The 14,694-nt window shown below is 41.9% G+C and carries 11 protein-coding genes; 7 read left to right on the forward strand and 4 right to left on the reverse strand.

The annotated features are described in order from the left end of the window. Positions 1–9: 9 nt before the first annotated feature. The gene (locus tag IV512_RS09440) at positions 10–777 is read right to left on the reverse strand and encodes a 3-hydroxyacyl-CoA dehydrogenase (RefSeq protein WP_209402697.1); all 768 of its coding nucleotides are present in this window, start codon (positions 775–777) and stop codon (positions 10–12) included. Positions 778–963: 186 nt separating this feature from the next. On the opposite strand from IV512_RS09440, the gene IV512_RS09445 reads away from it, so the two are divergent. From IV512_RS09445 to IV512_RS09460, 4 genes are all read left to right on the forward strand, one after another. Continuing rightward, a complete protein-coding gene (locus tag IV512_RS09445) occupies positions 964–2,325 on the forward strand; it encodes a D-arabinono-1,4-lactone oxidase (protein ID WP_209402699.1) in 1,362 nt (453 codons plus the stop codon). Between the two features lie 141 nt (positions 2,326–2,466). After that, positions 2,467–2,931, forward strand: a complete 465-nt coding sequence (locus tag IV512_RS09450; protein ID WP_209402701.1) for a (2Fe-2S)-binding protein — start codon at positions 2,467–2,469, stop codon at positions 2,929–2,931. Positions 2,932–2,953: 22 nt separating this feature from the next. After that, positions 2,954–5,182 (forward strand): molybdopterin cofactor-binding domain-containing protein, encoded by a 2,229-nt coding sequence (locus IV512_RS09455; protein WP_209402703.1) that lies wholly within the window; start codon positions 2,954–2,956, stop codon positions 5,180–5,182. A 12-nt stretch (positions 5,183–5,194) separates the two neighbouring features. Further along, positions 5,195–5,644 (forward strand): DUF4440 domain-containing protein, encoded by a 450-nt coding sequence (locus IV512_RS09460; RefSeq protein ID WP_209402705.1) that lies wholly within the window; start codon positions 5,195–5,197, stop codon positions 5,642–5,644. A gap of 12 nt (positions 5,645–5,656) precedes the next feature. Here the strand turns inward: IV512_RS09460 and IV512_RS09465 are convergent, their stop codons facing one another. Beyond that, positions 5,657–6,040: a hypothetical protein gene (locus tag IV512_RS09465; protein WP_209402707.1), complete on the reverse strand. Its 384-nt coding sequence runs from the start codon at positions 6,038–6,040 to the stop codon at positions 5,657–5,659. Between the two features lie 423 nt (positions 6,041–6,463). Next, the gene (locus IV512_RS09470) at positions 6,464–7,729 is read right to left on the reverse strand and encodes a hypothetical protein (RefSeq protein WP_209402709.1); all 1,266 of its coding nucleotides are present in this window, start codon (positions 7,727–7,729) and stop codon (positions 6,464–6,466) included. Between the two features lie 139 nt (positions 7,730–7,868). Here IV512_RS09470 and IV512_RS09475 point away from each other — a divergent pair, with 139 nt between their 5' ends. Continuing rightward, positions 7,869–9,053, forward strand: a complete 1,185-nt coding sequence (locus IV512_RS09475) for a hypothetical protein (protein ID WP_209402711.1) — start codon at positions 7,869–7,871, stop codon at positions 9,051–9,053. A 59-nt stretch (positions 9,054–9,112) separates the two neighbouring features. On the opposite strand, the gene IV512_RS09480 is transcribed toward IV512_RS09475, so the two are convergent. Beyond that, the gene (locus tag IV512_RS09480) at positions 9,113–9,673 is read right to left on the reverse strand and encodes a hypothetical protein (protein WP_209402713.1); all 561 of its coding nucleotides are present in this window, start codon (positions 9,671–9,673) and stop codon (positions 9,113–9,115) included. Between the two features lie 422 nt (positions 9,674–10,095). Between IV512_RS09480 and IV512_RS09485 the strand changes: the two genes are divergently transcribed. Both IV512_RS09485 and IV512_RS09490 read left to right on the forward strand, forming a co-directional pair. Beyond that, complete coding sequence (locus IV512_RS09485) at positions 10,096–13,122, forward strand: TonB-dependent receptor (protein WP_245224713.1); 3,027 nt, start codon at positions 10,096–10,098, stop codon at positions 13,120–13,122. Positions 13,123–13,132: 10 nt separating this feature from the next. Beyond that, entirely contained in the window at positions 13,133–14,620 is a 1,488-nt protein-coding gene (locus IV512_RS09490) for a RagB/SusD family nutrient uptake outer membrane protein (protein WP_209402717.1), read from the forward strand. Positions 14,621–14,694: the final 74 nt, after the last annotated feature.

The raw sequence follows: 14,694 nt of genomic DNA on the forward strand, positions 1-14,694 counted from the left end.
TTATTTACATTATTTGCCGGCCATACGTATGGCACCATCTAAACGAATGGTCTCTCCGTTCAGCATTTGGTTTTCAATAATATGTTTGGCCAATTGGGCGTACTCTTCAGGTTTACCCAAACGGGATGGAAAAGGCACCTGCTGACCCAAAGACTCTTTTACTTCCTCAGAAAAACCCATTAATAATGGAGTCTCAAAAGTTCCCGGTGCAATTGTCATCACACGTATTCCGAAGCGTGCTAGTTCTCTAGCAGCGGGTAACATCATAGAAATAATTCCGCCTTTTGATGCTGAATATGCAGCCTGACCTATCTGGCCTTCGTAAGCAGCTACCGATGCCGTATTTATGATTAAACCACGTTCTCCGCTTTCCTCTGGACTGTTATTCTGAATCACTTCCGCCACTAGGCGCATCACATTAAAAGTTCCAATCAAATTAATTTGAATCACCTTACTAAAAGTAGAGAGTCGGTGTACTCCCTTTTTTCCTAAAATACGCTCTCCTGGGCCAATACCTGCGCAGTTGATTGCACCATGCAAACCCCCGAAATGGTCGAGTCCCTTTTGAATCGTTTCCTTTACATTTTCCTCATCGGTAACATCGGTCTTCACAAAAAGAGCATTCGCTCCCAATTTTTTTTCTGACAGTTTTCCAGTTTCCTCGTTCACATCGGCCAAAATGGCTTTTCCTCCATTCTCGATGACCATTTGTGCAGTGGCCAATCCCAATCCGGAGGCTCCACCGGTAATCAGAAACGTTTTATCGCTAATATTCATATGATTAACATTTATGCCATTTGGCCTTGGTCAGCATATAGCATATCAATTCTAACATTTTACGAAGATAACATATCAGTTATTACCATAGAACCAAATGCCTTTACAAACCGAATAACATAAAAGATAATTATTCGATAGAGTTTAGTAACTTGTCTAACACTCCATTCACTTAATTACACCCTGATGAAACGCAAACAATTTATTAAAACCACCTCTGCCGCCATGGTTGGCAGTATGTTGACACCTATGGTTTCTTGTAAAACCGACACCAAACAGGCTACAAAATCTAAAGAAGTCTTGCAAAGAACCAACTGGGCCGGCAACTATACCTATCAGGCCGATACCATTTACGAACCAAAATCTGTGGATGAAGTACAACAACTGATCAAAAAGTTAGACATTCAGAAAGCCTTGGGTTCTACTCACTGCTTTAACAATATTGCCGATAGCCCGAAAAATCAGATTTCCACAAAAAAATTAAATAAGGTCATCGAGCTTGACAAAGCGAATAAAACCCTTACCATAGAGGCCGGCGCCCGTTATGGCGACTTTGCCGAGATGCTGCATAAAGAAGGTTTTGCCCTGCACAACTTGGCATCACTACCTCATATTTCGGTGGCAGGTGCCTGTGCTACGGCTACCCACGGTTCCGGTGTAAACAACAAAAATTTAGCCGGTCAGGTGCGATCGGTCGAATTAGTAAAACCAGATGGCAGTCTTTCTACCCTAAACCGGGAGCACCCTGACTTCGCTGCGGTAGTAGTGGGCTTGGGAGCCTTTGGTATTATCACCAAAGTAACTCTAATGCTTCAAGATACTTTTGAAGTTCAGCAAGATGTTTTTTTGGATTTGCCTTTAGAATCGGTTACTTCAAATTTTGAGGATATTATGTCAAGCGGCTATAGCGTAAGCCTTTTCACCGATTGGCAAGATAACAAAGTGAGCGAGGTGTGGGTCAAGCGAAAAGTGTCACAAGAAATGGCCGACTTAGATAATGATTTTTACGGAGCCACACCTGCCAAAAAGAACATTCATCCAATCGTGGCCTTAGATGCGGTTAACTGCACGGAGCAGATGGGTGTTCCCGGGCCGTGGTACGACCGTCTGCCTCATTTCAAAATGGGTTTTACCCCCAGCGCCGGTGAAGAATTACAATCGGAATATTTTGTGCCACGTGAGCATGCTGTAGAAGCCCTTTTGGCCATTGAAAAAATGAAGGATGAAATCTTTCCGCATATTCTCATTTCTGAAATTAGAACCATTGCAGCCGATAATTTTTGGATGAGTCCATGCTATAAGCAAGACTGCATTACGATTCATACCACCTGGAAGCAAAAACCGAAAGAAGTAATGGCATTACTGCCCAAGTTTGAAGAAGCTCTTGCCCCTTTCAACACCAAGCCACACTGGGGCAAATTATTTACCATAGATGCAGAAACGCTGCAAGCTCGTTATGAAAGACATTCAGATTTTGTGGCCCTAGCCAAAAAATATGACCCCGAAGGCAAGTTCAAGAACGGTTATTTGACCAAGAACATTTATTGAAAGTTTATAGGAATTTGCAGTTCGAAATTTTCTCACAAATTGCTATAATACAATCATTTAACACAAATTAACTATTTCAATTACCTTATAGCGTACAATTAGATAAGAAAAATTACTAATTTCAAGCAAACCTTTTCAATCATGGCTACATACAACTTAAAAATTAACGGGAAAACCCAAGAAATTGAGGTTGATCCCAATACTCCCATGCTCTGGGTCTTACGCGACCATTTTAAACTGGTCGGCACCAAATTTGGTTGCGGTATAGCCCAATGCGGTGCCTGTACCATTCATTTGGGCGATAATGCGGTGCGCTCGTGCCAATTGCCCGTTTCATCGGTGGGCGAACAAGAAGTCACCACCATCGAGGGGTTATCTGAAAATGGCGATCACCCGGTACAAAAAGCATGGTTAGAAGTAGATGTACCCCAATGCGGCTACTGTCAAGCAGGTCAGATTATGACGGCTTCGGCCTTTTTAAAGAGCAATCCCAATCCGTCAGACGATGAGATTTCTACTGCTATGAACGGCAATATCTGTCGTTGCGGCACCTATACTAGAATCAAAAAAGCAGTGAAAATTGCTGCCAGTTCCGATCAGGCCTAACCACACCCAAAAAACTACACTCATGACATTCGTAAAAACAAAAATAGGTAGACGCTCATTTATAAGAACCTCGGCCCTGGCCGGTGGTGGCATGGTGGTTGGTTTCAGTTGGCTGGCCTCCTGTAAGATGACCCCTGAAGAGGTTAACAGCTTACCCAAAGAATGGTTCGACATCAACGGATTTCTAAAAATAGCCGATAACGGACTGGTAACCATCATGTCTCCAAATCCGGAAATTGGGCAAAACGTAAAAACGGCCATGCCCATGATTGTGGCCGATGAGCTTGATGTCGATTGGAAAGATGTTATCGTAGAACAGGCGCCCTTGAATATGGATGTCTTTCAACGCCAATTGGCGGGTGGTAGCCAATCGATCCGTGCCGGTTGGGAAGGTTTGCGCATGGCAGGTGCTACAGCGCGAAAAATGCTGAAACAAGCGGCCGCCAAAGCTTGGGAAGTACCCGAAGAAGAAATTACAACCTCTATGGGAATGCTTCATCACAAGGCCAGTAATAAATCCGCAAGTTACGGAGAGATGGCCTCTGCTGCCGTAAGTATTGAAAAACCGGACGAAGCCCCAGAAACCATTGAAGCTCCTGAAGAAATTGAATTAAAGGATATAAAAGATTTTACCATTATTGGCACCGACCGTAAAAATGTTGACGGCCCCAGTATTGTGACCGGCAAACCTTTATTTGGTATCGATACGTATGAAGAAGGTATGCTTACGGCCATGATTGTTCATCCTCCTGCTTTTGGTCTGACCTTTAAATCGATGAACGCCGATGAAGCCAAAGGCATGCCGGGTATTAAAGACATTTTTCATGTAAATGTCTATCCTGAAGGGGCTGAAAAACAATGGAGCGACGGTGGCGGAATTCCTGAGTTGGTGGCTATTGTCGGTGAGAGTACTTGGCAATGTATGCAGGCAAAAAAAGCCCTGAAAGTCGAATGGGACGGCCCTTCAACCCTCGAAAGTACTGCGAGCTATGGTGACGACCTCAACAAATTGCTCGATGCGCCGGTAAAAGAACCGGCCCGGAAAGATGGCGATTTCAACAAAGCTTTCAATAGTGCGGCAAAAAAGATAGAAAGCATCTACAGTGCTCCGTTCTTGGCGCACAATACGATGGAACCAATGAACTTCTACGCCAAAGTAACCGACGATAAGGCGCTATTGAGCGGACCGATACAAACGCCCGAGTTCTTGGAAAAAACCGTTTCTTCGGTGTTAGATATGCCCTTGGAAAATATCGAGATAGACATGACGCGTATGGGCGGTGGTTTTGGCCGTAGACTTTACGGGTCTTTCGGGGTAGAGGCAGCCGTAATTTCCAAAAAAGCGAAGGCGCCCATCAAATTGGTCTATAGCCGTGAAGACGATATGACCCAAGGTACGTATCGACCTGCCTATAAGGTGAAGTTCAAAGCAGGATTGGATGCCGAAAACAACTTGATTGCTTGGTATGTAAAAGGCGTGGGCACCAACGATGATTTAATATTCGAAAACCGTTTTCCTGCCGGTGCCGTTGACAATTACCTCGCTGAAAAAACCAGCTTAGAAACGAAAATAACTACCGGTGCCTGGCGTGCACCACGCTCCAATTTTATCGCTGGCGCAGAACAATCGTTTATGGACGAAGTTGCGGAACTGGCCGGTAAAGACCCGATTGAATTTCGTTTGGCACTCTTCGACAGGGCGATTAAAGATCCGGTGGGCGACCCCGAAAAGAACGATTACGACCCTGAACGTTATGCTGGGGTATTAAAGCTGGTCAAAGAAAAATCAAACTGGTCGAATTCCGGTGATAAGGCAAGAGGGGTCTCGGCCTATTATTGTCACAATAGTTATGTAGCCCAAGTGTTAGACCTCACTATGAACAACAACCAGCCCAAGGTCGATAAGGTATGGTGCGCCGTAGATTGTGGTATCGTTATTAACCCGATAAGTGCCAAGAACCAAATAGAAGGGGGCATCATCGATGGTATCGGGCATGCAACCTATTCTCAAATGACCTTTGAAAATGGGGTGCCACAGCAAGAAAATTTTGATGACTACCGATTGATACGAAATACCGAAGCGCCAAAAGCCATCGAATCTTATTTTGTAGATAACGGCATCGACCCTACTGGTTTGGGCGAACCTTCGCTACCGCCCGTTGTGGGCGCCTTGGCGAATGCGATGTACAAGGCCACCGGAAAACGGGTCTATAACCAGCCGTTTATTTTAGAAAAAGAGGTCGTCGGGTAAAATGTGTTCTAAATGAGACTGTTTTTTATAGGGATGCTATTTTTGGTTTCAAGATTTTCCTTTGCCCAAAAATATATCGGCCCACAAGAGGATATCGACCAAATTCTGGCAAATGCCAAAAATTTTTCACAATATGTGATGGACTCCGATTATGAGATGATCGGGAAGTCGTACACCGAAGATGCCAAGATTTTCCCGAACAATCGAGATATTTTGACCGGGGAAGAAGCCATTTTAGGGTATTGGCATTTACCCGAAGGCCTAGAAACTATACACCATAAACTGATGCCCGAAGAAATTAAGGTTTGGGGCGACGAAGCCTATGATTATGGTTATTATGAAGGCAAGACCAAAAAAGCCAATGGCGAAATCAGCAGTTGGAAAGGTAAATATGTTGTCGTGTGGCGCAAAGAAAATGGCGACTGGAAAATGTATTTGGATATTTGGAATGGGGTGAAATGAGCACTACGGAAGTTATTTTATTTTAAATTGAGATTGGCAATCGTAGCAATGTACTTTTCTCATTCGAAAAGGAATGGGTAGCGCAACAAGCATTAGAACCACCAATGACCATATTCTATTGATTCTTAGAATGGTCACATTGCCAGACATACAATTAGGACATTTTATTGAAGATTCGGAATAATCATCTCGAATAGTTTCCAGCTCCAAATCTACACTTTCCCCTAAAATCTCTGCTGCTTTTTCAAAATCATTAGCTCTTACCTGAAGTTTGACCCCGCCCAACGCCTGCGAGTAGAAATTATGAACTTGTATGGTCATCTCATCTTTGGTAAAACATTCCATACCATGAGCCTCTAATCTAGCACGGTCAATAGCGGCTTCGTGCGGAAACATATAAGTTTTTATGGTAGCGAACCGGTTCAATATTTTTTTATAAAACCTAAACTTCTATTTTTGATTTTCTAAAACTACATATCTCTTTTTAGCTTTCAAAGTTTGTCGAAAATGACTTATTCCTTAGAACGAGTTACAGTTAGTCTTGTTGGAGGAATGAAACCTGGGTAACTCACCTGTTGTAATGATAACTTATTTCTGTAAGAATCATCATTTTTAAGGATTCTAGAAGCCATTACGACATTCTCAAAAATTAAAGTTTACAGACCACTTGGTCGGCAACTAAACTTCTTTTAAACAGAAAATGTCGGTACACCTAAATTCATAGAATTTGTGATACCATTTATCGATGAGGGCTCACAATCAATAATATTTAGAACGGCTCAAAACAAACCTGTTGGTCTGTTTAGAAGATTAATACTACTATTCTGACAATTGATAGACAAGATTTTTAGTATTGCTCAACTCCACTTGTTCTACCCTACCCGTACCTTCAAAATGCAGAGAGATGCCTCTAATTTTTGCCGGTGTTTCGAGTACTTGCATCTGGTAGGCCAAATGGTCATTAACAAAAATCTGCAGTTCACCGTCTTTCGAAAGCAACTGTAATTGTACCGAATCTGAGAAGTCTACTCCAAAAGCGGAAAGGTCGGTTTTTTTTCCATCAATAAATTGTCCGAAGGCCATAATGTTCAAGGTGGCGACACAACCTTTGTTCGACAGCGGAATACCTATGGCCCCACCCTCGTAAATAAGATAAACCTGAGCCCGTCGGCATCCAGTAGCACTTTTTTCAAAAGTATTTTGCAATCGTACGGAGAAAATAAATTCAGAGGTGTCAATAGCACCGAAATCTTGCATTTGATACAAGCTTACTGAGGTATTTTCAACCTTTGGGTCGAGTCCGTAATCGGAAAGCACATTAGAGCTTATTGATAGTTCTCCTTTACGCTCTACATTTTCATTATCTAAATACAACGGTATGGAATCACGCTCGATAAGGCCCAACCAACCTTGGGTCGGTATAAACACATCATGGGCCTCCACTATGGTGCCATCGACCACCAATTTGGCATTAAAAAAACCCGGACGACGATAAATACAAGTGGCCACACTATCATTGCGATTGATGGTTATTCGTTTACTGGTATCCCAACTTTGCTGAATTTCGATTTTGGCATCGTCGGCAGCAGCAGAAACATCATAATCGAACACCACTGAATTAGGTAGGCCTTTAGCGATGGTTCGGCTTTTGAATTCAAAGTCTGCCTTATGGTAAGTCACCTCTTTGATGATGGGTTGTTTGTCATTATCCCAATTTAATGCAAGTAGGGCTACCCCAATGGTCAATACCCCGATAATGGCCAGTATTTTCTGCCAAGGAATTTGAATGAAGGCGGGTGTATCTGTATCAGACTTCTGAGAGTTAACAAAATCCCGCCAGTCGGCATGACCCATAAATTGAGAAAGAATGTTCAAAGTTGCTGCACTGGGGTTGGCAATACGCTCGGCCCGGCCCCAGATACGTTTTAGCGTCGTAACGCTCAAACGTTTTTTGGTTGCCTCAAAAATCTGTTCGCTAAGTGTTTCAAAATCACTATTACTCCAATTCTTGCCATTGCCCCAGCCCAACTTTGCTTCGATGCACGAAACCAAATGTTCGACCATATACAGTTTTGATTTATCCATAAAACTAAAAAGAGCAATAAAGGTGTGGGCGTTTGAATAGCATTAAACAGGATTGAACAGCTTGAACAGGCCGAAAAAATACCTTGGAACCTACTTTTGACTTAATCAAATTTAGACTTTAATCATAAATCGAGCAAAAATGAAAAAAACACTAAAAAGACATCTTATATTGGGTTTGACGATAGGCTGTACCTTATTATCGCACGCCCAACATAAAATAAACGCTCAAAAGAAAACAATAGCTTTTCCAATGACCGAAAAGCATTGGGCAACGGTCAGCAATAATGTAGAATTTACCTCTTACAAATCGACGAAAGTTGCCAGAAGTAAGAACGAGTCGGATATAGCAATTATGCTCAAAGATTTTGTATTTACCACCGGTATCATTGAGTTCGATGTAGAATTGAAAGGGCAGGGTTTTCCGGGAATCAACTTCCGTGTAAGCGAAGATTCATTAAACTCGGAAATATTCTACTTAAGACATTTTGGCAAACCTAACCCCAAGCGAAGAACCACCATGCAGTATGCTCCGGTAATCAGCGGAGTAAACCTATGGGACCTCACCGATGATTATCAAGCTGCGGCAACCCTTTACGAAAATCAATGGAACCATGTAAAACTGGTAGTATCGAAAAAGCAAATGAGGGTTTATGTCAATGATATGGAAAAAGCAGCTTTATGGGTTCCGGCATTGGAGGGCATCACCAAATCTGGCCGTATCGGTCTTACGGGCAATGTAATTTATGCCAATATGAAAATTACCCCCAATGCTACCGAAGACTTACCGACTACCGCAGGCTACGACCCAACCTACAATGACCCGAATTATCTCCGCAACTGGCAAATAACCGAACCGATAGACTTCCCCTTCGGAAAAGACATCTTAAAAGGCATTCAAAGAAACCCCGGAGTAGCTATTGACCCGGCCTACCTTGATAGTACCGCCGTTTGGAAACCGATAGAAGCCGGCCGTCGTGCCCTCATTAACTTGACTAAAGAATTCGGGGGTGAAAGCGTAAGCCCTAGACGCTTGATTTGGTTAAAGACTACTGTCACCTCTGATAATATGCAAGAAAAACTGCTTAAACTGGGTTTTAGCGATGAAGTTTGGGTCTTTATCAACAAGCAACCCCTGTACAAAGATGAAAACTACTTCGGTTCGCCGGGCATGAAAGAACCCCGCGGCCGAGCTACTTTAGACAACACTTCATTCGAAATACCTTTTCAAGAGGGAGAAAATGAAATTTTAATCGGCCTCACCAATTATTTTTACGGTTGGGGCCTCATTGCCCGATTAGCAGATACCGATGGTCTTGATTATTAATTAAAAAAGCCCAGGTTTCCTCGGAAACTTGGGCTTATACCTCAACTGACTCGGAGCTATTAATGACCGAAACTGTGTGCCAATTTACCGGCCATATGACGGGGTCTTCTAAAAAACTTACCTACAGTATCGGAAAAACCTTTTGATTTTACCGGTACAAAATCGAACCTCAAAATAGCTTCAGGGGCCTGGTCTCCGTTGATTAACAAACCGTTCTTTATTTGAAAATCTAAATACTCAAAACCTTGAGCACTTTCTTCTTTTCTATCATGATATTTGAAGGTGCTTTTAGTCTCTTTGATATAGAACCTTAAAGATTTGTACCTACCAGGGTTCAGAGTGGACACACTTCTTGACCGTAGAAAAAGACCTTTATGCAAGCCTTGAATGTCTAGGGTCGTATCTTCAAGAAAAAAGGCCAAGTTGTGTTCATTGCCTTGCTCATCAAAAGCAGAAAACTTGGTGACTGCAAGCTTCATTTCAGATATGTTCATATCAGAAACAAAGGCATTGGTCAAAACCATATCTATTATACTTCTGCCTTCAAAATCCGTTTGAAATTGTGCCATCGCAAAAGGATGCGACATTAACACATTAGAATAAATTTGGGAATTTTTCATAACTATAAGATTTGACAGCAAAGGTAAAACCGCATCATAAGCTGTGATACATCCCAATTTTCCGATTTGTGTAGTATTTTACCTTAAAAGAGACGTATGGTAATTTTTTTGCTTCCGTTCTAGTGAAAAAAGAGCAATCTAGTTTACAAACCCCTAATTTACAAAGGAGTAGTAACTAGGCTGACTAAAGTGATCTGCATACCGAACATCCTACATTGTTAATCTACCATTTCACATCATCCTCTATTAGGATATTGCTAAAAAAATACGCTTGAAAGTGCCATTATAGCTAGACGTGCAACAAATGTAGCAACATACGCTTCAGATGTTTTATTGGAAAGACCTGTCTGAAAATACATTTGTTACTGAGAAAATTATTTAACATTTTCTTGGCACACTCAACTTAACATAAACTCAACATGATGAACAAACTCAAATTATTGTGCATTGCATTTTTCGCAATGCTGGGTCACTTAGCTTATTCCCAAGCTTCTACGGTGAGCGGTCTGGTTTCCGACGAATCGGGAACACCTCTACCAGGAGCCTCGGTTGTAGTCGCGGGAACGACTAACGGTACCCAAACCGATTTTGATGGTAACTATACCTTAGGTGATGTACCATCAGGAGCAACCCTTACCTTTAGTTACATCGGCTATGTAAGCCAAGAGGTTGCATTGAACGGAAGAACAACCATTAACATAACACTATCCGAAGACCTTCAAGCACTTGACGAGGTGGTTGTAGTTGGTTACGGTACCCAATCTAGGGCAGAGGTAACCGGGGCGATTACCACCGTCGGCTCTGAAGAAATAGCTGCACTACCCGTAGCTACTGCAGACCAGGCACTACAAGGTAGGGCTGCCGGGGTAACGGTACTAAATACAGGTTCACCAGGTACAGCACCCGTCGTACGTATCAGGGGGCTTGGTACCATGAACAACAACGACCCCCTCTATGTTATAGACGGTATAATAGCTGGAGGTCTAGGAGACTTGAACCCCAATGATATTGAATCGATCAACGTTTTAAAAGATGCGTCAACAACAGCAATCTATGGTTCGCTAGGATCCAATGGTGTAGTTATGGTGACGACGAAAAAGGGTAGAAGAACGGGCAAAACCGTTATCAATCTTGATTCATATACAGGTATACAATACTCTAACCAACGGTTCGATATTTTAAATGCCGACCAATACCGACAATTTGCACAAGACGCTTTCGGGGTTACACCTACTTCGCCACTTTCGCAATCTAACAACAATACCGATTTTCAGGATGCATTATTCAGAACAGGAATCATGCAAAAAATAGATCTTGGTATTTCTGGCGGTTCGGAAAATAACGATTTCAGGTTCTCTGCCGGATATTTGGATCAAGAAGGCGCCATAATAGAAACCGGTTTCGAGCGGTTCTCTTTTCGCGCTAATAGCAATTTTACATTAGGTAAATTTAAGTTCGGTGAGACCTTAGCCGTATCTTTCAATAAACAGAACCCAGAAAGAAACTTAGCAGATCGGTCATTGTTAGAACATGCCATTAAAATACCACCTTATCTTCCTATTTATAATTCTAATAACCTAGGTGGTTTTCAAGGGCCAAGTAATGGTTTGGACGGACAAGATGCCGAAAACCCGGTGAGGGTTCAAACACTCGGTGAGCACATAAATAAATCATCTGCAATTATAGGTAGCCTATTTGGGGAATTTGAAATAATTGAAGGCCTCAACTTTAAAAGCCAGGTAGGTCTTGAATATAGAAACTCAAACACTAATATCTTTCGTCCTTCCTACAATGATGACAGTGAAGGCGCAACACACGCGTCTGATTTTGCGCTAATCACCAAGAATTCGAGCTTAAGAAAATCTATTATTGTGACGAATAGTTTGAACTATAACAAAACATTCAACGACGTTCACAACTTCGAAGTATTGCTATTGGCCGAGAAACAAGAAAGAACCGATGAGATTTTAAATTCCAATAGTCAAAATCCTATTACCAACGATATTACGCAAGTATCGAACACTCAATCCTTTTTAGAATCAGAAGCATTTGAATACCAACGTATCGGGTATTTGGCCCGTCTGAACTATAATTTTGACCAGAAATATATTTTTGCGGCTTCGATTCGAAGAGATGCATCATCTCGCTTTGGTTCGGCCAATAGATGGGGTTCATTCCCTTCCGTAGCACTGGGATGGAACATTGCCAAAGAAAACTTCTTGGCAGATACCGCATTAAACACCTTAAAGTTAAGGGGTAGTTGGGGCATCACAGGAAATGATAAAATCGGAGAGTATCAATATAGCGCTACCTTGTTATCGAATTTCTTTTATCCCTTAGGCGACGGATTGGCCACAGGTACCACACCAGGTGGTCTTGCAAACCCCGAATTAAAGTGGGAAGAAACGACTATGCGCAATATCGGTCTCGATTTCGGACTTTGGGATGGTAGGTTTACCGGTGCCCTTGAGTATTATAACAACACCAGTGATGATTTATTAATGAATCGTCCTCTACCGGGTACTCTAGGTATTCATTCAGGATCGGTAACTGAAAATGTCGGATCGGTAGAGACCAATGGTTTTGAGCTCAATATAGGGTACAACGATTTTGAAGGCGACTTTACTTGGTCGGCCAACTTGAACCTAGGTACTTCTAGAAATGAGGTAAAATCTTTGGGCGAAAACGAATCACTATCGGGCGGTAGTTTTGAGTCACAAGATATTTCGCGTGTAGAAGTTGGTGAACCGCTATTCTTTTTCTATGGTTATGAAACCGATGGAATATATGACACAAGGGCTGAAATTGATGCGGTTTTAAACCAGGTTCCCGATGATAATGGAGATGTTACCTATAACCCTGGAGATATCCGTTTTGTTGACCAAAACGGCGATGGCGCCATCAACGATCAAGACCGTGTTAAGATAGGTAATCCATATCCAGACTTGACTTATGGTTTCAATTTGAACGCGGCATATAAAAATTTAGATCTTAATATGTTTATCTCAGGTGTAGCCGGAGTTGATGTATACAACACCAATATCTATGACTTAGAAGGCATGCCAAGATTGTTCAACGCTGGCACCAATGTCTTGAACCGATGGACAGGCCCAGGCACCTCAAACTCGGTTCCTGCAGCCGGTGGGGCCGATGAAAACTTCAATTCCATTTCCGATCGTTTCGTTGAAGATGGTTCTTATACCCGATTAAAGAACATAACTTTAGGGTATACCCTTAGCGGTACATCGCTAGAAAAGTATTTCTCTAAATGTAGAATATACATAAGTGGTCAGAATTTAATTACGCTGACCGATTATTCGGGCCTAGATCCTGAAATAGGTAATCCATTAACTAATGACGGTGATGCAAGGAGATATGAATTAGGTATTGACCGAGGTAATTACCCGCAACCCAAATCAGTTTTACTTGGAGTACAACTATCTTTCTAAAAAAATTACTATGAAAACAAATAAAATTATACTAACGGTTCTTGCGAGTTTGGGTCTGATACTCTCTTGCAATGAAGATTCATTAGAACTAACAAATCCAAATGAGCTACTGCCCGAATCGTTCTTTCAAAACCCGATACAGGTACAATCTGCGGTAAATGCAGTGTACTCCAACATGCAAACTCAAGGTCTCTATAGCAGGCATATGTTTTTTATGATGGATAACATGTCTCAAGAAAATGGAGGAAACAATCAGTTAGAAGCCGACAAAAGGCAATATCTTGAATTCTCGTTTAACCCGAGCCACGGTGCAATCGGTGCTTATTGGGAAAGTTGTTATAGAGGCATCAACAAAGCAAACTATGTGATTGAAAACGAAGAAACAATTAATGCTATTCTACCTTCGGTCATGAGTGATGATGCAAAGCAGAAGGCACTGGGCGAAGCAAAATTTCTAAGGGCATTTTATTACTTTCTGATAGTTACCAGATTTGGCGATGCCCCATTAATTACAACTTTACCTCCAGAAGATGGCGTTGGATTTGGCAAAAATAGCAAAGATGAAATTTATGCCCAGATCATTAAAGATTTACAAGAGGCCATTCCCGTATTAAATGCCAAAGGAGAAGAAGAAAATGGTAGGGCCACAGTTGGATCGGCACGAGCATTACTGGGCAAGGTTTATCTTTTCTTAGAACAATATGACGACGCCCTTGCACAGTTCAATGCTCTAAATGGTTACGCTTTGGAAGATGACTATTTCGACAATTTTAAAGAGGAAACCGAATTTGGCGTAGAGTCCATTTTTGAAATTCAATATGATGATGATCTTGGTTTTAGTGCTCAATGGAACTCCGATAGAAGTGGTGAAGGTCCTAACGAGGCAACTTTTAGGGGCCAAGAATACGGTTTTAACGATTGGTTCAACGTCTTTCCATCCGATGATTTATTGAACGAATATGAAGAAAACGACATTCGTTTTGAGCAATCTTTCTATGTCAACGGAGATAAATTCGGTAAAGACAGCGCACTTACAGTAGACCATTTTCCTAGTAATGGAGGAGGTAATGCCGGCTGGTCGAAATACAATAATTACTATAAAGACGATAACGAAGACCAAACCTCGGGCATTAACTTTAAGTATTTGAGATACGCCGATGTTTTGCTTATGATGGCAGAGTGCGAAAGCATGAGACCTGGCGGTGATCAAGATGCTGCCATAGGTTTAATCAACCAAGTTCGTGAAAGAGCTGGTTTAGATCCTTTACCTACCGGTTTATCAGCGGCCCAAGTTTTTGATGCCCTAGTACATGAACGAAAAGTCGAATTGGCCGGAGAGCAATGCAGATTCAATGATATCATTCGTTGGGGGATTGCAGACACCGAACTCGCAGGAACCAGTTTTCAGACCGGTAAGCATGAACTGTTGCCCATACCTCAAGCCGAGATAGACGCAAACATTAATATCAGTTCGGCAGACCAAAACCCTGGATACTAGAAAAATATTAAAAATAGTTTCTTTAAGTTAGTTTAGTTTTTCTAAAACAGCGTGTTGGTTGCACGCTGTTTTTT

It is taken from the genome of Pseudozobellia sp. WGM2, assembly GCF_017810075.1.
Taxonomy (GTDB): domain Bacteria; phylum Bacteroidota; class Bacteroidia; order Flavobacteriales; family Flavobacteriaceae; genus JADNYK01.

Coding starts and splice junctions, on each gene's coding strand:
- IV512_RS09485 (WP_245224713.1), top strand. CDS start 10,096: ATGAACAAACTCAAATTATTGTGCATTGCATTTTTCGCAATGCTGGGT.
- IV512_RS09455 (WP_209402703.1), top strand. CDS start 2,954: ATGACATTCGTAAAAACAAAAATAGGTAGACGCTCATTTATAAGAACC.
- IV512_RS09490 (WP_209402717.1), top strand. CDS start 13,133: ATGAAAACAAATAAAATTATACTAACGGTTCTTGCGAGTTTGGGTCTG.
- IV512_RS09475 (WP_209402711.1), top strand. CDS start 7,869: ATGAAAAAAACACTAAAAAGACATCTTATATTGGGTTTGACGATAGGC.
- IV512_RS09470 (WP_209402709.1), bottom strand. CDS start 7,729: ATGGATAAATCAAAACTGTATATGGTCGAACATTTGGTTTCGTGCATC.
- IV512_RS09465 (WP_209402707.1), bottom strand. CDS start 6,040: ATGTTTCCGCACGAAGCCGCTATTGACCGTGCTAGATTAGAGGCTCAT.
- IV512_RS09450 (WP_209402701.1), top strand. CDS start 2,467: ATGGCTACATACAACTTAAAAATTAACGGGAAAACCCAAGAAATTGAG.
- IV512_RS09440 (WP_209402697.1), bottom strand. CDS start 777: ATGAATATTAGCGATAAAACGTTTCTGATTACCGGTGGAGCCTCCGGA.
- IV512_RS09480 (WP_209402713.1), bottom strand. CDS start 9,673: ATGAAAAATTCCCAAATTTATTCTAATGTGTTAATGTCGCATCCTTTT.
- IV512_RS09460 (WP_209402705.1), top strand. CDS start 5,195: ATGAGACTGTTTTTTATAGGGATGCTATTTTTGGTTTCAAGATTTTCC.
- IV512_RS09445 (WP_209402699.1), top strand. CDS start 964: ATGAAACGCAAACAATTTATTAAAACCACCTCTGCCGCCATGGTTGGC.